This is a genomic window from Vitiosangium sp. GDMCC 1.1324, from assembly GCF_003044305.1.
Classification (GTDB): domain Bacteria; phylum Myxococcota; class Myxococcia; order Myxococcales; family Myxococcaceae; genus Archangium.
This window is the reverse complement of sequence record NZ_PZOX01000002.1, coordinates 431258-455539: the sequence shown is the minus strand read 5'-3', so window position 1 is coordinate 455539 and position 24282 is coordinate 431258. Positions and strand designations below refer to the sequence as shown.

Below are 24282 nucleotides of genomic sequence, written 5' to 3'. Positions count from 1 at the left end.
GCATAGCCGCGCCTCACGCCGCCTTGCTCTGCTCGCGCGGCGTGGTGCGCGCGTGCAGGGTGCGGCGCCGGCCCTTGCGCAGCACCTCGAGGCGCACCTCGGGCTCGGTGGCGAGCGCCAGCAGGCGCTGGACGTCGTCCACGTTCGTGACGGGCCGCTCGTCGATGCCCAGCAGCAGGTCATCCGCCTCGAGTCCCGCGCTGGCCGCGGGCGTGCCCTCGCCCACCTTCATGACCCGTACCGCTCGCGGCTGGCCCGCTTCCTGCGCGCTCTGGGGCGGGAGGTTGATGGCGGTGGCGGCGATGCCGAGGAAGCGCCGCTCCACCTTGCCTCGCTGGATGAGCAGGCTGGCCACCCAGGCCGCCGTGGTGGCGCTCACCGCGAAGCCGATGCCCTGCGCGTATGGCAGCACCAGCGTGTTGATGCCCACCACCTGTCCGTGCATGTTGAGCAGCGGCCCACCCGAGTTGCCCGGGTTGATGGCCGCGTCCGTCTGCAACAGGCCCTCGAGTATCACTCCGTCCGGCAGCGGCAGGGTGCGGTTGATGGCGCTCACCACGCCCATCGACACCGATTGCTCCAGGCGGAAGGGATTGCCGATGGCCATCACCAGTTGTCCCACGCGCACGTCGTGTGGATCCGCCAGCGGCAGCGTGGGGAACTTCGCGCCCTCCTCGGCGCGCACCACCGCCAGGTCCGTGGGCTGGTCCGAGCCCACGAGCTCGGCACGCACCTCGCTGCCATCGTGCAGCTCCAGGGTGAGCCGGCCCCGGCTGCGCACCACGTGCCGGTTGGTGAGGACATAGCCGTCCGGCGTGAGGAAGAGGCCCGTGCCGTGGCCCCGCGCGTGCTGCACCGCCACCACCGCCGGCCCCGCCTTCGATACGAGTGATTCGAGCTCGTCGGAGAATTGTTGGAGGAACTTCATGGTCTCACCCTCCCTTCACGAACGCTTGCCAATGGAGATGGGCACCTCGCGCACCTCGCCCGCGCGCAGCACCTTCGCCTGCACCTGCGTGCCTACCTTCTCGTCTCCGAGGTAGCCGAGCAGCTCCTCGATGCTGTGCAGCGGCTGGCCACCGAGGCTCACCAGCACGTCGCCCAGCGTCAGGCCTGCCTTGTCCGCGGGGCCCTCGGGCTCGATGGTGAGCAGCATGAGTCCCGCCTCGCTGCCGGCTTTCGCCCAGAGGCCCTGGGGCAGGCGCACGGGATGCGCTCCCACGCCGAGGTAGCCCCGGCGGATACCCCCGTGCTGCCGGATCGCCTGGGTGACCCGGTTGAGCGTCTCCCCGGGAATGACGACCGCGGCGGTGCGCGACAGGGCCGCCGTGAGCAGCCCGAGGAAGCGGCCCCGCGCGTCCACGAGCGCCCCTCCCGAGAATCCCGGAGGCAGGTCCGCGTCGGTCTCCAGGTAGCGGTCGATGCGGCCTCCCGCGAAGGTGCGCCAGCTCTCGCCGAACGCGCTGACGATGCCGAGCGTGGCCCTCGCCGTGCGCCCGGGACGGCCGATGGCCAGCACCAGGTGGCCTACCTTGAGACCCTCGAGCGGCGCGGGCGCCAGCGGCGTGAGGCCGGGCAGGTCGGCCTTGAGGAGTGCGAGGTCCGTGGATGGGTCCCTCCCGATGAGCTCGGCCGAGGCGGTGCGGCCATCGGCTAGGCCCACAGTGATGGCGCTCTCCTGCTCGATGGCGTGGTGGGTGGTGAGGATGTGGCCCTCCGCGCCCCAGACGATGCCGGTGGCACCATGGCGGCGGCGGGCTTCGACTCGCACGATGCTGGGGGCGATGCGCTCGACGATGGAGGCGAGGGACTCGGAGAAGGCGGTGAGGTCGGCGGACATGGAGCGTTTCCTTTCGCTGTAAAAGCTAAAGGGCCCACTCCGGCGGCACATCGGCGAGACGGAGGGGGCGCGACCTGCCCGAATGGGTAGGTCCCCTCCCCATCCGGGTCAGAGCGTCACGAGTCCCATGCGCGCGGCCCGGACGACGGCCTCGGTGCGCCGCTGCACGCCGAGCTTGGCGAGCACGGCGTTCACATGGAACTTCGCGGTGTGCTCGCTGATGTCGAGCCGGTCGGCGATGGCCTTGTTGGACAGGCCCTCGGCGAGCAGCGCGAGCACCTCCCGCTCCCGAGGCGTGAGGCCCTCTGGTGTCACGGTGGGCGTCGAGGCGCGCGGGGTGGCTCGCAGCGTGGCGAGGGCCGGGTCGAACACGGTGAGCCCTCGCGCCACGGCCCGCAGCGCGGCGAGCAGCGGTGCGGGAGCCACGTCCCGGAAGAGCAGGCCCCGGGCTCCCGCGGAGAGCGCGCCCTCTCCCGCGGACTCATCCGGGACGAGCGCGAGCACGGGGGCCCCGAGGTCGGGCGCATCGAGCCTTCCTCCGGGCTCGGCCGGGTGCAGGCCCACATCCCACAGCACGACATCCGGAGCGGCCTCGGAGCGCGAGGCATCCACCTCCGCGAGCGTGCCTGACGCGATGACCGCGAGATCGCCCCCCTGCTCCGAGAGGGCTCGGGAGAGCGCACCCCGGGCGAGCGGGTCCTCGGCGACCAGGGCGAGACGGACGGGTGAGGCGTCGGAGTCCAGCACAGCGTCAATGCCTAACGGGCACCCATCCGCTTCGCCCGGTGAGCCTCATGGGCTCAGCTCACATCTGTCCGGTGCCGGATGATGAACCGCGCGGAGCTGGCCTTCACGGTGATGAGCAGCTTCGGCCGGATGTCCTGCCCCGGCACCAGCTCGAAGTGGATTTTCTGCAGCATGCTCGCCAGGCTCAGCTGCATCTCCATCAAGGCGAAGTGGTTGCCCATGCACGTGTGCACCCCCGTGGCGAACGGGAGGAACGCGTTGCGCGGCCGCTGCTTCTCCTCCTCGGGACGGAAGCGCTCGGGGATGAAGCGCTCGGGCTCCGGGTAGTACCGGGCCACCCGGTGGAGCGTGTAGGGGCTGATCATGATGAACTGCTTCGCGGGCAGGCGGTACCCGCCGAGCTCCACCTCCTCCAGCGTCTCCCGGCCAATCGCCGCGGCGGGGGGGTAGAGCCGGAGGGTCTCCTTGACGATCTGCAGCAGGTAGGAGAGCCGGGGTAGATCCTCGGCGGTCGGCTCGCGCCCCTGGAGCACCTCATCGACCTGTTGCCGGGCCCGCGCCTGGATCTCCGGGTGCCAGGCGAGCAGGATGGCCATCCACGTCAGGGCGACCGCCGTGGTCTCCTGACCCGCGATGTAGATGGTCACCGCGTGATCCCGCAGCTGCTCGTCGCTCAGGGCCTCCCCGTTCTCGTCCCGGGCCTGGAGGAGCATGCTCAGCAGGTCCCCCTTGTCCTCGCCGTGCTTGCGGTACTCGGCGACGATCTCCTCCGCGCGCCGCCGCAACTCCGAGATGGCGGCCCGGGCACGCTGGTTCGCGGGCGTCGGCCAGCTCAGGGGAATCTGCACCAGGCTGCTCATCGCATGCGCGACGTACGCCTCGACCACGGAGATCGCCTTCTGGAAGTGGGAGACGAGGGGGCCCTCGTCGATGCTGAAGAGCGTGGCGGCGGCGATGAGGCGGGCCACCCGTCCCATGACGTGCTCCATGTCCACCTCCTGCCCGTCCTGGAGGCCGTCCAGCACCTGTCGCGTGCAGCGCACCATCGCCTCGGCGTAGCGCGGCAGGCGTCGGGGCGCGAAGGCCGGCATGTGCAGCTTGCGCTGCTGGCGGTGGTACTCCCCATCCCGCGTCAGGATGGAGTGGGTGCCCAGCACGGGGATGAACGCATCGAAGAACCGCCCCCGGTGGATTTCGTCTCCCTTGTCGATCAGCAACTGCTCGATGAGCTCGGCCGAGTTGGGCATCACCACCGGCACCGGGCCGAGCCGGAACCCGCCGATCTCCCCGCACTCGCGCGCCACGCGGCACAGCAGTGCCAGGCGATCCTTCTGGAACTCGAGGGCATTGCCGAGCAGGGGCAGCCCGCTGATCTGCTTGATGGTACCGCTCGCCACTGGGGCGGAGGGGGTTGCGCTCGACATGTCAGAAGGCTCCGTGCTCGTGAGGAATCTCGTAGTCGCCGTGCTGGTACATGGCGATGGTGAAGGCCACGCTGGCCTGGACGTTGGTGGCCAGCGGCCCCTCCGAGGGCAGCTCGCGCAGCTCGTCGCTGAACCGGTCCAGCTCCTCCGCCAGGCGCTTGCGGACCTGGAAGAGCGCCTCGGCCAGCAGCGGGCTGTCCGCGGGGGGCGTCGTCCGCCCATCCCAGCCCAGCCCCAGCAGGGTGAGCGAGACGGCGTTGAGCTTGCCCTCCTCGAACTCCTTCTGGAGGTTGGCCATGTCGTTGACGAGCCGCAGCACGCGAGCCCCCGCGTCCATGGCCCGCTGCCACCGGCTCCAGGCCTCCAGCGGGGCGGGCTCGAAAGCGAGAGCCAGCGAGCCGGCCGAGCGCACGCAGATGGAGTAGCGCGAGACGGTGAGGTACTCGTCCAATCCGAAGGGCGCGGTACGCTGTGTGCTCGCGAGGTAGCGCAGACTCTGGTTGCGCTCCCAGCACATCGCCCCGACGACGGCCGCGGTCTCGGCGGCGAAGGTGCTCAGGCTGAAGGCCAGGGAGGCCGCGTCGAGCGCGGGCCCTCGCAGCCGCAGCAGCTCCGAGCGCAGCTCCTCCCAGGCCGCCGCCAGCCGGACCTCCAGCTCGCCAGCTCCCGCCTCTCCTCGGGGCTGACCCACCAGGGGCGGGATGAGCTTCCGGGCGCGTGCCTCCAGCGCCTCCAGCGAGGGGCTCTCGTCGGTGCAGGCGTCCAGGGCGAACAGCCAGAGGGAGTAGCTGGCCATCAGCCGCGCCCCCACCTCCTCCGGCATCGAGACGCTGCCGTAATACGCGCCGGGCTTCAGCCGATTCCCGAAGGCGGTGAGGCCATGGCGGGAGGACCAGGCCTCGAGCCCGGGCAGCATGCCGAGCATCACGGCCTGCCGTGCCGCCTGAAGGGCTGAATCCGTTCCGGGTTTGTTCTGCTGGACGTACGTCCGCCAATCGAACCGTCGTGCCATGTTCACCTCACGCTCCCGGCACGCCAGACGAAGCATGCGGATTCGACCACGGTGAACGGGCAGTACATCCCCTTGTCCACCCAGAGCTCCGGGGGCGGCCGGGCCCCCGCGCGCATGTAGTTTCGCCCCGTCTCGAGCTGCACGTTGAAGGTGCCCGAGCGATTCCTGCTCGCCAGCGCCTGGAGTGCGTAGGCGGTCTCCTCTTCCGAGCTGCCGGCGCGCCCCCAGCCGCCATCCGCGTTCTGGGTCCGCACGAGGTAGTCCAGCGCCCGGCGGCTCATCACCTCGTCCAGCCCACCGATGGCCAGCAGGGCGTGCCCCGTGCAGTAGTACGGGCTGATGTGCCACTTATCGAGCCAGGAGCCGTCCTCGCGCTGCCGGCCGCGCAGGAAGCCGAGCAGCTTGTCGAGCACCTCCTGACGCCGGGGGTAGTCCGGAGTCCTCCGCACCGCCTCCAGCACATGGATGTTGGCGCTGAGAGATGGGTTGCGCTCCAGCTCGAAGCAGCGGAACCACTGCTTCTCCTCGAACTGCTCCAGCACCGACGCCGGGACCGGGTAGCCGGCCTCCTTGAGCACGATGTACGCCACCGCCGTGTCGTCCGCGTCGATGACCGGGAAGGCATCCGAGATGCTCGCTCCTCGGAACCTCTGCACGTGGCGCCACAACACCTCCAGCGCCGGGCGGGCATCCACCTTCTCCAGCAGGCCCGCATGCAGGAAGTTGTAGAGGACCCACGCGTACTCGAAGATCTCGAAGGGGTAGATGCTGGGGACGTTCCAGCCCCTCGGCTCGAACTGCCGCAGGTAGCGCAGGCTGTCCTCGCGCGTCCCCTGGCGCATCAGGAAGCTCGCTGTCGCCGCCGGAGAGCCACCCAGGGAGCCATTGGGGAACACGCCCTGGCCCGGATAGCCGCTGAAGGCCTCCAGGGAGTGGGTCAGCGTCGATTGCCGGGCGAAGATGCCCGGAGGGATGAGCGCCCGCTTGCGGCGTCCCAGCTCCTCGGCTTCATGCACCGCCTGGCAGTCATAGGGCAGCTCGAGTCCGAGCCCTCGCGCCGTTTCGAGCAGGGCGGGGAAGATCAGCTCGAAGCCGATGGTCTCCACCTCGCCCTCTCCCAGGCGCTCCAGGTTCTGCTGGAGGAAGGCGTTGCCCTTCTCCTTCGCTTCCCGGGCCAGGCCTCTTTCCGCCAGGGCGATCACCACCGACAGCGTGTTCACCACCCGGTCATGGATGTGGAACGCACCTGCTCCCCAGCTTCCGTCCGGCTTCTGGGTCCGCAGCAGCTCCCGCAGCAGCCCGTGCTCGTCCCCCTCGTCCAGCAGCCGGCTGCGCAAGACCCACGCCGTGTCATAGGGCGAGCCACTCACCGCACTCGTCCCGCATCCCTCCAACAGCTTCACTGCTTCTCTCACCATTCGTTCGCCTGATGCTGCAGCCGGCCTCCGGGCAACGGCCCTTCTGGACCTGCTGTGCTACTAGAATATTACAATCTGATCGAAGTACCCTGGTGAGCGCAAGCGTCGGATCATTCCGACCTCCACTCCCTTGGAAAACCCATGGCGAAGGAGGGTGTCGAGGAGGGTGTCAAACACCTCGTACGGCCGAGAGGGTGTCAAACACCTCGTACGCCGGGCGGGAGGGTGTCAAACACCTCGTACGCTGGCCCACTTTGGACAGATCGAGCGAGGTGGGGCTAGGCTTCCTCCCCTCATCAGGCCCGAATCCCCTGACTTGATGCGCTCCCCTGAAGAAGCATGACTGTCTCGCAGAAGGCCCCGCTCGACCTCGTCCGTCCTGAGAAGCTGATTGATCCCGCCCCGCTCTACCGGGAGCTGCGCGACCAGGACCCGGTGCACTGGTCGGACCTGGCGCAGGCCTGGTTCATCTCCCGCTACGAAGACGTGGTGGCCTGTTTCCGGGATCCGCGGCTGAGCAACAATCGGCTACAGCTCTACGAGTACCAGTTCCGCGACGTAGGTCCGGAGGCCATCCCGGCCTTCCGGCAGTTCCTTCAGGGGCAGATGTCCATGAAGGACGGCGCCGAGCACTTCCGCGCCCGTCGGCTGGCCAATCAGGGCTTCACCCCCCAGGCGCTCGAGGCCATGTTGCCGGCCGTCCGCCGCATCACGGCGGAGCTGGTGGACCGGGTGCAGCCCCTGGGGCGCATGGACGTGGTGAAGGAGCTCTCCTGCCAACTGCCCCCGCTCGTCATCTCCGAGATGCTTGGAATCCCCGCACCGGATCGCGAGCGGTTCATCACCTGGGCGCAGCCCTTCGTCGACCTCTCCAATTTCTCACCGGGCACCGATCTGAAGGCCCTGGCCCTTCGGGTCGAGGAGGCGACCCGGGCGCTGTCCGGGTACCTGGGCTCCATCATCGAGGAGCGCCGTCACGCTCCGGGCCCGGACATGCTCAGCCGGATGATTCTCGCCCAGCAGGAGACCGGGGCGAGCCAGGAGGTGTTGTTGGCCAATGCCATCCTCCTGCTCTTCGCCGGGCACACCACCGCCACGGATCAGATCAGCAATGGCCTCCACGATTTGCTGAAGCACCCCGATCAGGTCCGCCTGCTCCAGGAGGATCCCAACCTGGTGAAGTCGGCCGTGGAGGAGATGCTGCGCTTCAACCCCTCCGTGCCCTTCATCCTGCGGCTCGCAGCCGAGACCTTCGAGCTGCACGGCCGGACGATTCCCCAGGGGAGCATGGTGTTCCTCTGCGTGGCGGCGGCCAACCGGGACCCCTCGGTCTTCTCCGAGCCGGATCGTTTCGATGTGACTCGGAGTGACGGGCCGCAGAAGCACCTGACCTTTGGCTTCGGGCCGCACAACTGCCTGGGCGCCAACATGGCTCGCCGGGAGATCCAGACACTCCTCGAGCAGCTCCTGCAGCGCATGCCCGGCCTGCGTCTGGACGAGGAGCAACCGCCGCGGCCCAAGGCTCCCAACTTCCTCTTCCGCGGCTTCGACTCACTGCACGTGCGCTGGTGAGCCCTCTCGATGCCGGGGTGATGGCTCCCGTCGACTCCGGCGTCTCCCCCTCACTCCCAGGAGATTTCGTAGTCCGTGTCGAACGGCCCCGTCCGCTTCGCGTGGACCTGCACTCCCCGGGCCTTCGTGGCTTCGAACAAGGCCTGCATCGCCCCCTCCGTATAGGCGGGGGGGGTGAAATCGCGCTTCACCGAGTAGACGCCGCTGTTGGAGCCGGTCGACATCACCGAGCTCTCTCCGCCGGCTGTCATGGCCTGGGTGGTTGCCGGCAGGGTGTCGAGCAGGCGCTTGGGGTTTCCGTGGGCCATCAGCAACATGGACTTACCCACGGGGGACGCTTCGAAGTTCTTCAGCGCCTGGTGCCCCATCTTCCACATCGCGCCTTGGAAACCCCCATACCTGTCGCTCAGGAAGTGCGCTGCGGCGTAGGTCATCCGGATGAACGTGGCCATGGGGTAGTTGAAGAAGTCCAGCAGCTCCGTCTCTCCGAGCTCCTCCATGCAGTGGTCCACCGCGGCCTTGCCGCCAATCTGCTGGACCACCTCCAGCACGCCCTTGATGAAGACTCCGCGGATGGCGTTGCTCGGCTCGATGAAGGACAGCCGGAACTGCAGTTCCTCCTTGGAACCCAGCTCCAGGGATTCCCAAGCGACAGTCTGGTCTCCCATTCGTACTACCTCCCTCCAATGGGGTGTTGCGACTCCGATGCCCGTTCCGCACCAGTGGCGGAGGGGTGGCCGGGAGTGGATCCTGGTTCCTCAGGCGAAGCGAAGATCATTGGAACATTTGAGGTAGTCCACGGCAACAGGGCCTTGGCCTACATCACCGCCACCGGGCGTCGGCGCCGGCCGAAGTCTCCCGGCTTCGCGTCGAAGTGGCCCGGCACCTTCGCTCCGCAGTCCGGACACGTGCCCTCCGCCGTGAGCTGGTACTGTAGGATGTCGTGCCAGTCCCTCACGATGAGTGCTCTGCCGCAGTCCGGGCACAGCGTCGTCTCGCCTGTGGGATCGTGCGTGTTGCCCGTGTACACGTACCGCAGCCCCACCTTGCGCGCGATGTCTCTCGCCCTCCGCAGCGTCGCGGGCGGGGTGGGCGGAATGTCCTGCAGCTTGTAGTCCGGATGGAACGCCGTGAAGTGCAGCGGCACGTCCGGGCCGAGGTGCTTCATCAGCCACTCGCTCATCGCCCCCACTTCCGCGTCCGAGTCGTTCTTCCCGGGGATCAGCAGCGTCGTGATCTCCAGCCACACCTTCGTTTCGTGGTGGAGGTACTCGAGCGTCTCCAGCACGGGCTTCAGGTGCGCGGCCGTGAGCTGGAAGTAGAACTCCTCGGTGAACGCCTTCAGGTCCACGTTCGCCGCATCCATCTTCGCGTAGAACTCGCGGCGCGGCTCGGCACGCATGTAGCCCGCCGTCACCGCCACCGTCTGGATGTCTCGCGCATGGCAGGCGTCCGCCACGTCCATGGCGTACTCGGCGAAGATGACCGGGTCGTTGTACGTGAAGGCCACGCTCCGGCACCCGTACACCTCCGCCGCTCGGGCGATGGCCTCGGGCGTCGCCTCATCGGTGAGCCGGTCCATCTCGCGCGACTTGGAGATGTCCCAGTTCTGGCAGAACCGGCACGCCAGGTTGCACCCCGCCGTCCCGAAGGACAGCACGCTGCTGCCCGGATGGAAGTGCACCAGGGGCTTCTTCTCGATGGGGTCCACGCAGAACCCCGACGAGCGCCCGTGCGTCGTCAGCACCATCCTGTCGCCCGTGCGCTGCCGCACGAAGCACATGCCCCGCTGGCCCTCGTGCAGCTTGCAGTCGCGCGGACACAGGTCGCACTGGATGCGCCCGTCCTCCAGCGCGTGCCACCAGCGCGCGGGGTATTCGCTCTCTTGCATGTCTCCCTCCCGTGGGGCGGGGATCGCCCGCCGCTCAACAGAGAGGAAACACGTGCGGGAGCGGACCGCCGTCCCGTCCACTCCCGCTCCACCGGGGCCGGGCCGTCGAGCGGCCAGGGCCACCCACCCGGCCGCTCCGGCCCTCGAGGCCCGAGGAGGCCTACGGCTGCACCGGGGTCTGCTCCCAGGGGCGGTTGCGCAGTGCGTTCTCGATGAAGGCCAGGTGCCGCTGCTCGTCCGAGTAGTTGCGCTCGATGATGGCGCGCGCCTCGTCGCTCCATTCCTCGTTCAGCGCATTGCGGTAGGTGCGGTTGGTGAGGTTCTCGTTGCCCCGCATCGCCTGGAGCGCCGCCTCGGTGCCCATCATCGACGTCACCGCCGTGAAGCCCTTGAGGATGAAGCCCTTGATGTCTGGCTTCTGCCTCGGCGTGCCGCCCAGCGTCTTCACCACCTGCGACAGCTCCCGGATGTGCCGCTCATGGTCCTGCTGGAACTCCCGCAGGTTCATCCGCAGGGACTCCACGTCGATACGGTTGATGGCCGCCTCGTAGGCCCCCACCGCGTCGATATCCAACGCGATGAGGTCATTGAGCCGCTCGAGCATCCTGTTCAGGTCCATCGCCGCCATGCCGTCCTCCTCCTGAAAATCCGCGCGGTGGATTCCGCGCCGCCGAAAGCTGGGGAGGAGGGCGAGGGGTCTCAAGCGGTCCTGGAGGACACTTCCCTACGTCCTGGATGATGGCTCGCCCGGCGAGCGGGGAGGCTGGGTGTTGCTTCCACGAGGGCTTCCACACCCGGGGTCTCCGGAGATCGCACTGGCGGTATTTTCTGCACGTGGATGGAAACTTTGGAAGGTGCCTCGCGATAATCGCGTTTGCCCCCCCTGGCCTGACTCGTGGTTCTCGGCGCCGGGCGCATCGCGAGGAAAGACATCAATGAGGATCGACCGCCCGGGTAGCCCCCCCGTCCGCCCCCAGGCCCTCCAGACCGAGTCCAAGCCCACGGTCGCGCAGAAGAACGCGGTGCGCTCGCCAGCGGCCCCGGCCCGCTCCGCGGATGTCTTCGAGACGTCCACCCGCGCCACGGCCAAGGCCCTCACCCCCGGCCGCAGCAGCGCCGCGCAGAACCTCCCCGCCGAGATTCCCACCGGCACCAAGGACTACTACCGCAAGCGCTACGACGACTTCGTGCGCCGCAACCCGGGGATGACCCCGCCCGCGTACTACCTGGAGTACGGGCAGAAGTACTGCGACCGCTTCTCCAGCCTCGGGCCCAAGGACCTGACGCCCCAGGGCCTCGAGTGGCGTGACCGCACCCTCAAGGCGCTCCAGGAGTCCATCGAGACCAAGCGGATGGAGGACCCGGTGGGCTTCGCCCAGCTCGAGCGCGACCCCGAGGCCTTCAAGAAGTTCGCCTACGACGCGCACCCGGACGCCTACGTGAATTCCGGCCTCTACAAGCTGCCGGCGCAGGACCTGATGAAGATTGGCACCACGCCGGACCTCAAGGACCTGTTCACCAAGGACGGCCTGAGGCAGGTCGCCGTCGCGCTCAGCAAGATGAACCCGGGCGACGCGGTGAACGTGGCCAAGGAGTCCTTCAAGGAACTGGTGCACGACCTCACGCCGAAGTTCCCCTCGCGCATCAAGCTGCCGCACCTGTCGCTTCCCTGGTAGCGGCGGGGCTGGCATCTTCGCCCCCGCAATCGACATTCCGAGGTTGACGCGTGCCGGAGAAAGACTGGGAGAGGCTGGGAGAGCTGTCCGAGGGGTTGAAGGTCGGAGCGGTGGCCGCGAGCCGCGAGGGCTACGGGCTCATCGGCGCGTTGTCGGAGCCGCCCGGTGGCAGCCTCCTGGAGCGGATGAAGGCGCGCCGTGCCCACCTGTACCGCGTCGCCTCCGGGTCCGTGACGAGGGCCTGGGAAGGTCCGGGATGGATTCAGGCCCTGGACAGCCACGGGGCGGTGGGCGTGGCCATCGGCGCCACGCTGAAGCCCTCGGGCTCGGGCTCGGACTACCACCTGCTGGTGTCCTCGGATGGTGGCCGCGAGTGGCAGACGCGCGGGCCCGTGGGCGCCCCGAGCATCGGTCAGGTGCTGGCCGTCAGCGACCAGGAGATCTGGGTGCTGGGCGCATGGTTCCTGGGGCGCACGACGGATGGGGGCGCCACGTGGACGGAGCTGGAGCTGGAGGGCGAGCGCAACCCGCACGCCGAGCGGCTGCGGCGCGTGGAAGGCGGCGTGGCGCTGCTGGGCAAGGGGCTCTCCGTCAGCACGGATGGGGGCGCCACCTGGAGCCAGCTCGACGTGGGCGCTTCCCGAGTGGTGGACGTGGACGGGGCCTTCCTGGCCGCGGTGGTGCAGGGACAGGCCCGCGTGGGCGAGCGTCAGGGCTCCGAGGTGCGCTGGCTGGAGCCGCTGCCGGCGGGCCGTGAGCCGCTGCGCCTCATGGCCTCCGAGGGCGTGCTGCGCCTCCTCACCCGCGGCGCGGACCCCTCCAAGGGCGCGGATCCGGCTCTCCACGTGAGCGAGGACGGCGGGCGGACGTGGTCCAGTCACTCGCTGCCGCTCGGGCCGCAGGTGGACATCGCGGGCTCCGGGTGGGGCCTCGGCGTGGACATTCGCGGCGGCGTCTACGGCCGCGTGGCGTGAGCGAGTCCTAGCGATAGCGCCGCTCTTCCGGGCGGCTTGTGCCTGACGAGGTGCTCGTCCCATTGGACGACTCGTCCTGACGGATGCCTTGGCCGGGAGACCAGGGCTCCAGGCCCCTGCTTGCCGGGACGCCTCTCTGCACTTCCCAACCTGGATGGGTCCGCTCACGAGGAGCAGGCGGGCCGCCCTCCTGGGGAACTACCAGGGACCTCCTCATCTGGACCAGACTGGTAGTTGTCGGACGTGGCGGTGGTTCAGCCCCAAAGTACCATTCAACTACTAGTAGCTCCTGAATTAGTAGTTCGGAGTTCCTGTGCGGATTCCCTCGACTCCTCCGGATCCCCAATCCGCCCTGCAAGCCATCCTCAAAGGGGGTGCGGAGCGCTTCGGACGTTTCTTCTCGTGGGGATTCAAGCCGGAGATCAAGGGTCAGTACCTTCATTGGGACGAGCTTCGACGGCACCGTCCTCCAGAGGGGCTGACAGCCGAGGAGTGGTGGGCTGGCATCAGCTTCGCCCGGGGTGTTCTCAGGACCGGGTTGCCCCTCGCTGACAACACAGGGCGCAGCTTCCACTTCGCGCGAACCGACGGCCTCCTCCTCGCGTTGCATCAAATCGACCGCGATATGGGCGGACGACTCGAGATGGCCGACCCACGGTTGGCCAATAAGGACGTTCGAGACCGGTACATCATCCGCTCGCTCATGGAGGAGGCGATTACCTCCAGCCAGTTGGAGGGAGCTTCGACGACCCGTCATGTCGCAAAGGACATGCTCCTGAACGGGCGGCAGCCGCGAACGAGAGATGAGCGGATGATCTTCAACAACTTCCAGGCGATGGAGCTGCTTCGCAGGAAGGCTCAGGAGCCCCTCTCCGCGGCCTTCCTCCTGGAATTGCACGAGGTCATCACCGAAGGCACCTTGGAGCCTGGCGAGGCGGGAATGCTGCGGTGCCCGGATGAAACCGTCACGGTGCAGGAGATCGGCAAGGGACAAGTCCTCCACGTTCCCCCCGACGCGCGCGAGCTTCCCTCACGAATCGAAGCGCTCTGCGCGTTTGCGAATGAGAGCGCAGGGGATGCCTTCATCCACCCGGTCGTTCGCGCCATCGTGCTCCACTTCATGCTCGCCTACGACCACCCGTTCGTCGACGGCAATGGCCGTACCGCGCGTGCGCTCTTCTATTGGAGCATGATCCGGCAAGGCTATTGGATCGCGGAGTTCCTCTCGATCTCCCGGATCATCCAGAAGGCACCCACCCAATACAGCCGCGCCTTCCTGTACACCGAGACGGACGGAAGCGACCTCACCTACTTCCTCTTGCACCAACTGGACGTCATCCGAAGGGCAATGCAGGACCTCTACGTGTATCTCGACCGCAAGAGCAAGGAACTGCGGGAGGTCGAGTTGCTCCTGAGGGCTGGCGAGAACTTCAATCATCGGCAGCGGGCGCTTCTGGCGCATGCGCTTCGTCACCCGGGAGCGCAGTACTCCATCGAGCCCTATCGCCGCGAGCACGGCATTGTCTACGAGACCGCTCGCCAGGATCTGCTCGAGCTGGAGAAGGCGGGTTGCCTGCGAAAGAAGCAGGTGGGGCGAGCCTTCCATTTCTACCCCGTTCCAGACCTCGAGCGGCTGCTGCGGGAGTGGAGTCCCTGACAGGTTGCCGGGACTCGGCACTCCGCCCCTCTCCAGGGGAGGAGAGGGGGTTGAGGGTGAACGGCCAGGGCCTAGAGCTGCACCTGCTCTCGAGCCGGGTGGGTGATGTAGCCGGAGCCCGCGTCCACCAGCTTCTTCATCAGCCGGTCGATGCCGTTGGAGCGCGAGAAGGCCATCTCGTTCTTCGTCACGCCCACCAGCGTGAGCAACTGCACCTTCCCCGACTCGAGCTGGAAGTGCGAGGGCCGCGAGGGGTCCGTCACGAAGACGAAGCCGTTGAGCTTCGACTCTCCTCCCGTCAGCGTGCCCTCCACCGGGTAGCGGTGCCCCACCGCGAACGCCCTCATGCACACCAGGTTGTAGGCCATCATGTCCAGCAGCCGGAGCACCGGCCACTGCGCCTCCTCCGGCGTGTGGATGACCATCTCGTAGCCCAGGCCGCTCGGCGCTCCGTCCGCGATGTCCTGCCCCGGCGCCACCGTGATGGGGTTGGACAACCCGCTCGTCACGTACGTCCAGTAGGGGTACTCGGGGCTCGGCGGCGACACCCGCACGCCCATGCCCGCCCAGTTGGGATCCAACTCCTGCACCTCGGCCAGATCACTCTCCAGCCAGGCTTCCAACGCACCGCTCTGCTCCAGCGTGTAGACCTCCTCGCTGATGACCCCGAAGAGCTTGGGGTACTCCACCTCGTCCCGATCCGCCCAGCAGTCCTCGTACCACTGGCAGAAGGCCTCATCCGTCTCAGGCGCTTTCATAGCTAGGAGAGACTCTAAGGGTTGTTCCCCTGCGATTCACTTTTCATTCGCGAGGAACTGTCCGGTCCCATGGTGGGCAACCTCCTTCCCACTCCATGGCGCGCCGTTCCACAGCCCCGGGCAGGCAGGCAGGCATCCCTGTCGCACGCTGTACCCACCCGGCGCCCGCCGGTGGACGAAGTGGGTCGTCCGGAGCCCGGTATGGGTCGTGAAGGGGGAGCGGCGCGACGAGCAGCCAGGGCGCTCGGGTCCACACAGGGAGGAGCGACATGCAGAGGGGATGGAAGGCCGCGGCCATGGTCGCGGTACTGGGGGGGGCGGGGGTGGCGGGAGCCCATGAGTTCACCTGTGAGAAGCGTGTCCAGGTGAAGGGCGAGGGGCAGGGGACTCCGGGTGAGGCACCCCGGGTGACGAAGTTTCCAGCCACGCTGCGCTTCCATTACACGCTGCGCAACGTCCACCCGACGGCGGAGTCCGTGGCGAACCTCATCGAGGACCCGCTGCTGGCCCCCTACGGCGCTGGCAACCCGTTCCCCACGCCACTGGCGCTCGGGGTGGGGGGCACGCGCGAGGCCACCTTCGAGCTGACGCTGGCCACGCCCGAGGCCTGCCAGGCGCTGGCGGCCAGTGATGGCAGGGCGGACTCGAGCTTCGACAGCGCGCTCCGGGTGAAGTGGGACCTGGGCGAGACGCAGTGCGCCGCGCGAGTCACCTGCTGCGAGCCCTTCGTGGACTGCGAGCAGGCCTGTCCGCCGGATGACCCCGACTGCGTGGAGCCGCCGAACCCCGTGGCGCCGGGGGCCTCGCGCAACGCGGGCTTCTTCAAGGTGCACGAGCAGGCGCTCCAGCAGTGCCTGGCGCCGGGGCGCATCGACCTGGGCGTGGCGCGGGTGGAGTCGCTGGAGCAGGCGCTGGGCATGCTGTGGGCCAGCCCCGGCCTCGACAGCAGCGGTGGGGTGCGCGGTGAGGAGGACACGCGGCGTTTCGAGCTCGCACGCGAGGCGCTGGTGTCCACCTGCAACGAGCGCCTCTTCGGTGCCAGCGCGAAGCGGGGCCAGGCGCTCGATGAGGCCCTGCTCACGCTGCGGGGTGGCTCGGGGGACGAGGGCCTGGAGCGGCTCGCCACGGAGCTGCGGCGCCACAACGAGGCGGGCATGCGTGAGCCGCTGCCTGGAGGCTTCGACGCGGGGCGGGCCACGCCAGCACATGCCGCCAGCATCGCCGCCGACCCGACGGAGCCCGGCCGTCCGTAGCGCCGTTTCCTTCACACACCTTCCAGGAGAACACACGTCATGAAGAAGCTGCTGATGTTGCTCACGGTGGGCACGGCCGCCCTCGTGCTCGGAGGCTGCGGCGGGGAGTCGCGGATGCGAGAGTCCCCGGGGCCGCGCCCGGACTTCCCCGCGGATGCCCAGGGCCAGCGCTTCGAGCTGCGCCTCAAGGGGGTGAACAATCCCGGTTACGCCTCGGCGCTCGTGCAGGTGCGCCGCGTCTCCATCTCCACCGTGGAGGGGCAGCCGCTGCCCGTACGCCTCAAGGCCCGCTTCCCGATGGACCTCACGCAGCCGGAGCAGGCGCACCTGCTCGGCCTCTTCCTGGTGCCCGAGGGCGTGGACCGGGTGCGGGTGGAGGTGGAGTTCGACGACTTCGGCGGCTACGAGGAGGCCTCGGGCGGTGGAGTCATCGACACGCGGGTGGCGCCGCTGCGCTTCGAGGCGCCGGTGGCGTACCTCGCCGAGCGCGGCCACGCGGTGGTGCACCTGGACTTGGGCCAGTCGTTGCGGCCCCTGGGCGACGCGCGGCTGCTGCTGCCGAGCCTGGACGTTCGCTATTGAGCGGGCCGTACGCGACGTGACCTCGCCGGTGGTGTCCCCGCCGGACTTCCGCTAAGGAGGGCGATGCCATGACCACGCCTCGCTTCGTCCTCCACTACGCTCCGCGTTCGCGCTCGTTCCGCATCCTCTGGCTGCTCGAGGAGGCGCGCGTTCCCTATGAGCTCGTGCGCTACGACCTCCAGAAGGGGACGCACAAGTCGCCCGCCTACCTCGCCGTGAATCCCGACGGCAAGGTGCCCGCCCTCGTCGACCGCGGCCCTCGCGGCGACTGGTCGGCGGTCATCACCGAGAGCGCGGCCATCTGCGCGTACATCGCCGACACCTTGCCGGAAGCGCGCCTCGCCCCGGCGGTGGGCACGCCCGAGCGGGCCGCGTACGCCACGTGGATGGCCTACGGCGCGGCCGCGCTCGAGCCCTCCTTCGCCGACCTCATGTTTCCCCGGAAGGCCGAGCCGCCTCCGAGCGCCATCGGCTGGCCTTCGTTCGACGCGACGATTGCCCGCATCTCCCGCGCGGTGGAGAAGGGCCCGTGGCTGCTGGGCGACCAGTTCTCCTCCGCGGACATCATGATTGGCGCGATGCTGCAGTGGCTGAACTCCTGGGGCAAGCTGCCCGCGCACGAGCCGGTGAAGCGTTACCTCGCGGCGCTCGTCGAGCGCGACGCCATGAAGCGGGCGCAGGCGAAGGAAGCCGAGCTGGCGGCCGGCTGACCCTCGCGCTCAACCGGTGGCACGGCCCTGGAGCGGCCAGGGCTTGAGCCCGGCGAGCTCCTCGGCCTGCTCGATGGCGGGGCGCAGGTGGGCGTGCTCTCGGCGCAGGAAGTCGCGCACCGCCTTGTCGAGCGTCTCGTCGAAGAGCAGGTGCGCGCTGTGCACGGCGGTGGGCTCGAAGCCGCGGGCAATCTTGTGCTCGCCGCCCGCGCCGGGCTCGAACACCTTGCGGCCCGTCTGGATGCACTCGTCCACCGAGTGGTACAGGCACACGTGGAAGTGCAGGAAGGGGTGCTCCTCGAAGCACCCCCAGTAGCGGCCGTAGAGGCGCTCGGGGGTGGCGAGGTTGAAGGCTCCGGCGATGACCTTGCCCTGGTGCTCGGCCTGCACGAGCTCCACGGTGTCCGGCAGTGAACGGAACGCGCGCAGGAAGAAGTCCTCGGTGAGCTGCACCTGGCCCCAGGGCCCGCGGGTCTCGCACGTGGCCTCGTAGAAGCGGAAGGCGCGCCGGGCGTGCTCGGGGCTCAACTCCTGTCCACGCACGGTGCGGATGACGATGCCCTGGGTGGCGGCGGCCCCGCGCTCGCGCTTGAGCTGGGAGCGGCGCTTGGAGTCGAAGCGCGCCAGGTAGTCGTCGTAGCCGCGATAGCCCGGATTCTTCCAGTGGAACTGAAGGGTGATGCGGCGGGCGAGGCCCTGCTCCTCGAGCAGGTCCGCCTCGTCCTCGCGGGGGTAGAGGAAGTGGACGGAGGAGCAGCCCCCCTCCCGAGCGCTCTCCACGGCGGCCTGTATCAAGGCGAGGCGCAGTACGGGGAAATCCTCACCTGGGGCGATGAGGAAGCGCGGGCTGGTGGCGGGGGAGAGCGGGGCACCGACGACGAGCTTGGGGTAGTACTCGATGCCCAGACGCTCGGCGGCACCGGCCCAGGAAAAATCGTAGATGTACTCGCCCATGCTGTGGTGCTTGCGGTAGGCAGGCGAGGCGGCGACGAGTTTCTTTCCGCGCCAGAGCGTTATGTGTTGGGGCTCCCAACCCGTTTCAGGCCGGGCACTGCCGCTCTCCTCCATGGCGGACAACCATGCGTGGAGGATGAAGGGAGGGGCATCGGGTCCGGTGAGGGCGTCCCAGGAAGAGGCGGGGACATCGGTAATGGACTCGAGGATGCGGAGACGGAGGTCGGAGGCCACGGGGACACCTTCTAACGCTGGCATGGGACGCTCGCCGTGCAACCTTCCTTCCTGCCAGTGTTGGTGTCCCATCCGCCGAGCCGGGGGACGAGGTGCCGGGCATGCAGCAGCTCCGGCGGGGTGTTGAATCGGATTGGCCGTACCGAGGAGTTCAATGGACAATTCCTCCATGAGGCAGTCCCGGCTCGCCGCAGCCCCACCCGCACTCGTCCCCACGGTTCCTGGATACCAGGTCGGTGCACTGCTCTATGCGGGGGCGAGGTCGCTGCTCTACCGGGGACAGCGGACGGGCGACGAGGCCCCTGTCATCCTGAAGCTGCTGCGCGCGGAGCGGCCCTCGTTCTCCGAGCTGCTCCAGTTCCGCCATCAGTACTCGCTGGCCCGAGACCTCCGGCTCCCGGGAGTCGTCACCCCCCTGGCGCTCGAGCGCTGCCACAACGGCTTCGCCATCATCATGGCGGACAGCGGGTATGTCTCGCTGAGCCACTACCGGGAGACCCATCCGCTCACCCCCCGGCAGGTGCTGGAGATCGCCATCTCCCTGGCCGAGACGCTGGAGGGGCTCTACCAGCACCGGGTCATCCACAAGGACATCCAGCCCCACAACATCCTCATCCACCCCGAGACGCGGGACGTGAAGCTGACGGACTTCAGCATCGCGTCGCTGCTGCCGCGGGAGACGCAGGCGCTCGAGAGCCCGGAGCTGCTCGAGGGCTCGCTGGCCTACATGTCTCCCGAGCAGACCGGGCGGATGAACCGGGGCATCGATTACCGCACGGACTTCTACTCGCTGGGCGTGACGCTCTACGAGCTGCTCACGGGCTGTCTGCCTTTCCAGGCCACCAGCGCGCTGGAGCTCGCCCACTGCCACATCGCACGTCCACCGCTTCCGCCGCGCGAGCTCAATCCCTCCATCCCGGAGATGGTCGAGCGCATCGTGCTCAAGCTGATGGCCAAGACGGCCGAGGAGCGCTACGCCAGCGCGTATGGGCTCCGGCATGACCTGCGCGCGTGCCTCGAGGCGCTGCGGGAGCAGACGAACATCCCCGCGTTCGAGCTGGCCCGGAGGGACGTGTCGGACCGATTCCACCTCCCGGAGAAGCTCTACGGCCGGCAGGACGAGGTGCGCACGCTGCTGCAAGCGTTCGACCGGGTGTGCCAGGGGCGGATGGAGCTGCTGGTGGTGGCGGGCTTCTCGGGCGTGGGCAAGACGGCCGTGGTCAATGAAATCCACAAGCCCGTCGTCCGCTCCAAGGGCTTCTTCGTGTCGGGCAAGTTCGACCAGCTCGGGCGGAGCATCCCGTATTCGGCCCTGGTGCAGGCCCTCTCCAGCCTGGTGCGGCAACTCCAGACGCAGAGCGATGAGCGGCTCGAGGCCTGGAAGCAGCGGCTCCTGACGGCCCTGGGCGACGAGGGACGGGTGCTGGTGGATGTGCTGCCGGAGCTCGAGTCCCTCATCGGACCCCAGCCCGAGGTGGCGGAGCTCGCGCCCGCCGCCGCGCAGCAGCGCTTCCACCTGCTCTTCAGCCGGCTCATCCGCGTGTTCGCGACGGAGGAGCACCCGCTCGTCCTGTTCCTCGATGACCTGCAGTGGGCGGACTCGGCGTCGCTGAAGATGCTGCACCTGCTGGCCACGGAGCTGGGCTCCGTGCGGCTGCTGGTGATTGGCGCGTACCGGGACAACGAGGTGACTCCGGCCCATCCCCTCATGTTGACGCTGGAGGAGATCCGCAAGGCCGGAGCGACGGTCCAACCGATGACGCTGGGGCCGCTCCCGGAGGACGCGGTGAATGAGCTCGTGGCGGATACGCTGTCGTGTCCGCTGGTGCGCTCCTGGCCGCTGACGGGGCTCGTCTACCAGAAGACCCGGGGCAATCCCTTCTTCATCTCCCAGTACCTGAAGGTCCTCTTCCAGCAGGGCCTGGTGAGCTACGACGCCGCGGAGCACATGTGGCAGTGCGACCTGGCCCAGGTGCGGGCCCTGTCCGTGTCCTCGGACGTGGTCGAGTTCATGGCCAGCCAGCTCCAGCGCCTGCCGGAGGCGACGCGCAAGGTGCTCGAGCTCGCCGCGTGCATCGGCAACCGGTTCGAGCTGGCGACGCTCTCCCGGGTGTACGGGCGCTCGGAGGCGGACACGGCGGCGGCGCTGTGGCGCGCGCTGGAGGAGGGGCTGCTCCTGCCCACGTCGGAGGTCTACAAGTTCTACCAGGACGCCTCGGGGCTCGGAGAGGCCGGCGTGGAGCACCTTCCGGCGCGCTACCGCTTCCTGCACGACCGGGTGCAGCAGGCGGCCTATTCGCTCATCCCGGAGTCGGACCGGCAGCGGACCCACCTGGAGATTGGCAGACGCCTGTACGAGACGGCCTCCCCGCGGGAGCGGGAAGAGCACCTGTTCGACATCGTCAACCACCTGAACGTGTGCGCGGCGCTCCTGGAGGACGAGGAGGAGCGCCACGAGCTCGCGCTGCTGAACCTGCGGGCCGGCAGGAGGGCCCTGGCGTCGACGGCGTATGACGTGGCCCGGGAGTACCTGGAGGTGGGGTTGTCGCTCCTGGCGCCGGGGAGCTGGGAGTCGCAGTACGCGCTGACGCTCGCGCTGCACGAGGAGGCTGCGAGCGCGGCCTGGCTCAGCAAACGCTTCGCGCGGCAGGAAGAGTTGGTGGACGCCGTGCTGTCCCATGCGCGCACGGTGCTGGAGCGGGTGCGGGTGCATGAGATCCGCATCCAGGTGGCCATCGCTCAGGAGCGGCTCGCCTTCGCGCTGGAGACCGGGCTGCGCGTGCTGAAGGAGCTGGGCGTGGAGCTCCCGGCGGAGCCCCGGCCCGAGGACATCCAGCGGGGGCTCGAGGAGGTCCGTGAAGCGGTGGGCGACGGCCCACTGGAGCGGCTCATCTCACTGCCTGGGATGGAGGATGCCGGGTACCTCGCGGCGGTGCGCGTCCTGACGCTGATGGTGCCGCCCGCCTATCAGACGAGACCCGCGCTACTGCCACTGATTGTCTTCCGCACCGTCGTGCTGACCGCGCGGCATGGCATGTCGCCCATCGCGGCCTTCACCTTTGCGATGTATGGGCTCATCCTCTGCGGGGTATTCGACGAGCTCGACGCGGGCTACCAGGCCGGCCAGTTGGCGCTGAAGGTCCTCGAGCGCTTCAACGCCCGGGAGCCCCGGTCGAAGACGCTCTACGTGGTCAACTCCTACACGGTCCACTGGAAGCGCCACGTGCGGGAGACGCTCAAGCCCCTGCTGGACGCGTATGCCAGCGGGCTCGAGACGGGGGACCTCGAGTTCATGGGATGGTCGGCGGACTTCTACTGCCACCACGCGTTCATCCTGGGGAAGCCCCTGGGCCCTCTTCTCGCGGAGATGGACGAGTACCGCGGGGTGCTCGAGCACCACCACCGCCCGGTGACGCTCAGACAGTACTCGGTGTACCACCAGGCGGCGCTAAACCTGTCGGGCGAGGGGGAGACACCCTGGCGTCTGGTGGGGAAGGTCTGGAACGAGGACGAGATGCTCCCGCGCTACGTGGGAGACAACGACGGCACCGCCATCTGCATCGCGTACGTGAACAAGCTGATGCTGGCCTACCTCTTCGGGCAGTATCGGCTGGCGGTGGAGAGCGCCGACGCGGCGGAGCCGTACCTGCCCACGGTGGCGGCCCAGCTCCTCGTTCCCCGCTACTTCTTCTTCGACTCCCTGGCGCGGCTCGCCGTGCTGCCCGAGCTCGAGGAGGTGCGGCGGAGCGCGGCGCTGGAGCGGATCGCCGCGAACCAACAGCGGATGGAGCGCTGGGCCCGGTCGGGTCCCATGAACTTCCTCCACGCCTACCACCTCGTGGAGGCCGAGCGCTGCCGGGTGCGAGGCGCACGTGCCGAGGCCCTCGAGCATTATGACCGGGCCATCGCGCTCGCCCGGGAGCACGACCATCTCAACGACGAGGCGCTCGCCCACGAGCTGGCCGCTCGCTTCTTCCTCGAGTGGGGCCTGGGGCACCGCGCGCGGCCCCACCTGCATGATGCGTATGACGCCCATGCGCGCTGGGGCGCGCACGCCTTGCTGAGTCACCTCAGCGCTCGTTACTCCGGGCAGGGCCTGCCCGTGCGTCCCATCGCGGGCTTCGAGGCGCGAGCGCCGGGCGAGCTCCGGACGGACCTCGCGCTGCTGGATGTACAGAGCATCCTGGCGGCCTCACGGGTGTTCTTCTCGGAGATGCACCTGGACCGGCTCCTGGAGCGGGTGGTGGTCATCCTCTGCGAGAACGCCGGGGCCCAGCGCTGTGTCCTCATGCGGGAGGAGCGGCAGCAGCTCTCCCTCGTCATGGAGCACACGGCTCTCACGGGGGAGACCCGCCGGTACAAGAGCGGCACGCCCGCCAGCTCCGAGGATGTGCCGGCCTCGGTCGTCCGCCTCTCCATCCGGACGCAGCAGCCCGTCCTGCGGGAGGACCTGTCGCGCGACGACTCCCTGGCCGATGACCCCTACGTCCAGCGCCGGTCGCCCCGCTCCGTCCTGTCACTGCCCATCTTCCACCAGGGCCGGCTGCTGCTCGTCGTCTACCTCGAGAACAACCTGGCCCGGGGCGCCTTCACCTCCAGACACCTGCAGACCCTGACGATCCTCGCCTCCCAGGTCGCGCTCTCGCTGGAGAACGCGGCGCTCTACGGGGGCCTGGAGCAGCGTGTCCAGGAGCGCACGAGCGAGCTGGAGGTGGTCCACAAGCAGCTCGTCGAGGCGGCCCACCGCGCGGGCATGGCGGAGATCGCCAGCGGGGTGCTGCACAACATCGGCAACTCCCTCACGTCGCTCGTCGTCACCACGGAGATGCTGACCCGGCAGGTGTCCCATCTGCCCGTGGAGCAATTGAAGAAGAGCGCGAAGATGCTCGCGGGCGCGGAGGGAGACCTCGCCGGGTTCATCGAGAAGGACACCCGGGGGCGGCTGCTCCCCGAGTACTTCGACAAACTGAGCGACAAGCTGCGGCAGGACTCGGACCGGATGCTCGCGGAGCTGCGGTCGATGAAGGCCAACCTGATGCAGGTCGGGGCGACCATCCAGGCGCAACAGGCGTATGCCCACGGTCCCCGGCTGGTGGAGCAGGTGGAGGTGGAGGCGCTCGTCGAGGACGCGTTGCGCATGCAGCAGTCCTCGCTCAAGCGCTACCAGGTGGTCATCGAGCGCGACATGGAGCGGCTGCCCACCGTCTCGCTCGAGCGGCACAAGGTGCTGCACATCCTGGTCAACCTCATCAGCAACGCGAAGCAGGCCCTGTTGGATGCGGGACAGGCCGAAAAGCGCATCCGCATCGAGGCCCGCCCGGGCCCAACGGGGCGCTTCCTCCTGGTGGTGCGGGACAACGGCGTGGGGATCGCCGCGGAAGACCTGGAGCGCGTCTTCAACCACGGCTTCACCACGCGCCAGGGGAGCCTGGGCTATGGCCTGCACTGGGCGGCCAACACCGCCAAGGAGATGGGAGGGAGCCTGATCGCCGCCAGTGAAGGACGTGGGCGGGGCGCGAGCTTCATCCTGGAGCTGCCCCTGGTGGGGTCGCTCCCCGCCGGGCAGGAGCCTTAGGCGCT

The 24282-nt window shown here is 68.6% G+C and carries 19 protein-coding genes; 8 read left to right on the top strand and 11 right to left on the bottom strand.

The features are described 5' to 3' along the window. Positions 1 to 13: 13 nt before the first annotated feature. The 6 genes from DAT35_RS06345 to DAT35_RS06325 form a co-directional block, all read right to left on the bottom strand. On the bottom strand, positions 14 to 928 hold the full coding sequence (locus DAT35_RS06345; protein WP_108065987.1) for a S1C family serine protease: 915 nt from the start codon (positions 926 to 928) through the stop codon (positions 14 to 16). Between the two features lie 15 nt (positions 929 to 943). Beyond that, entirely contained in the window at positions 944 to 1840 is an 897-nt protein-coding gene (locus tag DAT35_RS06340; RefSeq protein ID WP_108065986.1) for a S1C family serine protease, read from the bottom strand. Between the two features lie 108 nt (positions 1841 to 1948). Further along, positions 1949 to 2587 carry a response regulator transcription factor gene (locus DAT35_RS06335; protein WP_108065985.1) on the bottom strand — a complete coding sequence of 213 codons (639 nt, stop codon included), beginning with the start codon at positions 2585 to 2587 and terminating at the stop codon, positions 1949 to 1951. 53 nt (positions 2588 to 2640) lie between these two features. Next, entirely contained in the window at positions 2641 to 4011 is a 1371-nt protein-coding gene (locus tag DAT35_RS06330) for a cytochrome P450 (RefSeq protein ID WP_158501574.1), read from the bottom strand. A 1-nt stretch (position 4012) separates the two neighbouring features. Beyond that, positions 4013 to 5023 (bottom strand): terpene synthase family protein, encoded by a 1011-nt coding sequence (locus tag DAT35_RS58805; protein ID WP_158501573.1) that lies wholly within the window; start codon positions 5021 to 5023, stop codon positions 4013 to 4015. Positions 5024 to 5025: 2 nt separating this feature from the next. Next, the gene (locus DAT35_RS06325) at positions 5026 to 6441 is read right to left on the bottom strand and encodes a prenyltransferase/squalene oxidase repeat-containing protein (protein ID WP_108065983.1); all 1416 of its coding nucleotides are present in this window, start codon (positions 6439 to 6441) and stop codon (positions 5026 to 5028) included. Positions 6442 to 6780: 339 nt separating this feature from the next. Here DAT35_RS06325 and DAT35_RS06320 point away from each other — a divergent pair, with 339 nt between their 5' ends. Then, positions 6781 to 8013, top strand: coding sequence for a cytochrome P450 (locus DAT35_RS06320; protein ID WP_108065982.1), 1233 nt, complete (start codon positions 6781 to 6783; stop codon positions 8011 to 8013). 50 nt (positions 8014 to 8063) lie between these two features. Here DAT35_RS06320 and DAT35_RS06315 read toward each other — a convergent pair whose 3' ends face one another. The 3 genes from DAT35_RS06315 to DAT35_RS06305 form a co-directional block, all read right to left on the bottom strand. Then, positions 8064 to 8681 carry a TIGR02265 family protein gene (locus DAT35_RS06315; protein WP_108065981.1) on the bottom strand — a complete coding sequence of 206 codons (618 nt, stop codon included), beginning with the start codon at positions 8679 to 8681 and terminating at the stop codon, positions 8064 to 8066. Between the two features lie 149 nt (positions 8682 to 8830). Beyond that, positions 8831 to 9904: an AmmeMemoRadiSam system radical SAM enzyme gene (gene amrS, locus DAT35_RS06310; protein ID WP_108065980.1), complete on the bottom strand. Its 1074-nt coding sequence runs from the start codon at positions 9902 to 9904 to the stop codon at positions 8831 to 8833. A 160-nt stretch (positions 9905 to 10064) separates the two neighbouring features. Continuing rightward, the gene (locus tag DAT35_RS06305) at positions 10065 to 10532 is read right to left on the bottom strand and encodes a ferritin-like domain-containing protein (protein ID WP_108065979.1); all 468 of its coding nucleotides are present in this window, start codon (positions 10530 to 10532) and stop codon (positions 10065 to 10067) included. A 307-nt stretch (positions 10533 to 10839) separates the two neighbouring features. Here DAT35_RS06305 and DAT35_RS06300 point away from each other — a divergent pair, with 307 nt between their 5' ends. The 3 genes from DAT35_RS06300 (at position 10840) to DAT35_RS06290 (ending at position 14211) form a co-directional block, all read left to right on the top strand. Further along, positions 10840 to 11580 (top strand): hypothetical protein, encoded by a 741-nt coding sequence (locus DAT35_RS06300; RefSeq protein WP_108065978.1) that lies wholly within the window; start codon positions 10840 to 10842, stop codon positions 11578 to 11580. 50 nt (positions 11581 to 11630) lie between these two features. Further along, on the top strand, positions 11631 to 12554 hold the full coding sequence (locus tag DAT35_RS06295; protein WP_108065977.1) for a neuraminidase: 924 nt from the start codon (positions 11631 to 11633) through the stop codon (positions 12552 to 12554). Positions 12555 to 12867: 313 nt separating this feature from the next. Next, positions 12868 to 14211: a Fic family protein gene (locus tag DAT35_RS06290; RefSeq protein ID WP_108065976.1), complete on the top strand. Its 1344-nt coding sequence runs from the start codon at positions 12868 to 12870 to the stop codon at positions 14209 to 14211. A 71-nt stretch (positions 14212 to 14282) separates the two neighbouring features. Here DAT35_RS06290 and DAT35_RS06285 read toward each other — a convergent pair whose 3' ends face one another. Further along, positions 14283 to 14969 (bottom strand): suppressor of fused domain protein, encoded by a 687-nt coding sequence (locus DAT35_RS06285; RefSeq protein ID WP_108065975.1) that lies wholly within the window; start codon positions 14967 to 14969, stop codon positions 14283 to 14285. A 269-nt stretch (positions 14970 to 15238) separates the two neighbouring features. Between DAT35_RS06285 and DAT35_RS57990 the strand changes: the two genes are divergently transcribed. The 3 genes from DAT35_RS57990 to DAT35_RS06265 all read left to right on the top strand — a co-directional run bounded on the left by DAT35_RS57990 (position 15239) and on the right by DAT35_RS06265 (position 17514). Further along, positions 15239 to 16222: a hypothetical protein gene (locus tag DAT35_RS57990; protein ID WP_146209591.1), complete on the top strand. Its 984-nt coding sequence runs from the start codon at positions 15239 to 15241 to the stop codon at positions 16220 to 16222. A 39-nt stretch (positions 16223 to 16261) separates the two neighbouring features. Next, positions 16262 to 16804: a hypothetical protein gene (locus tag DAT35_RS06270; protein ID WP_108065972.1), complete on the top strand. Its 543-nt coding sequence runs from the start codon at positions 16262 to 16264 to the stop codon at positions 16802 to 16804. Positions 16805 to 16872: 68 nt separating this feature from the next. Next, positions 16873 to 17514: a glutathione S-transferase family protein gene (locus DAT35_RS06265; protein WP_108065971.1), complete on the top strand. Its 642-nt coding sequence runs from the start codon at positions 16873 to 16875 to the stop codon at positions 17512 to 17514. A 9-nt stretch (positions 17515 to 17523) separates the two neighbouring features. Here DAT35_RS06265 and DAT35_RS06260 read toward each other — a convergent pair whose 3' ends face one another. Next, positions 17524 to 18726 (bottom strand): GNAT family N-acetyltransferase, encoded by a 1203-nt coding sequence (locus DAT35_RS06260; protein WP_108065970.1) that lies wholly within the window; start codon positions 18724 to 18726, stop codon positions 17524 to 17526. Positions 18727 to 18856: 130 nt separating this feature from the next. On the opposite strand from DAT35_RS06260, the gene DAT35_RS06255 reads away from it, so the two are divergent. Further along, positions 18857 to 24277 carry an AAA family ATPase gene (locus DAT35_RS06255; RefSeq protein ID WP_108065969.1) on the top strand — a complete coding sequence of 1807 codons (5421 nt, stop codon included), beginning with the start codon at positions 18857 to 18859 and terminating at the stop codon, positions 24275 to 24277. Positions 24278 to 24282 lie beyond the last annotated feature (5 nt).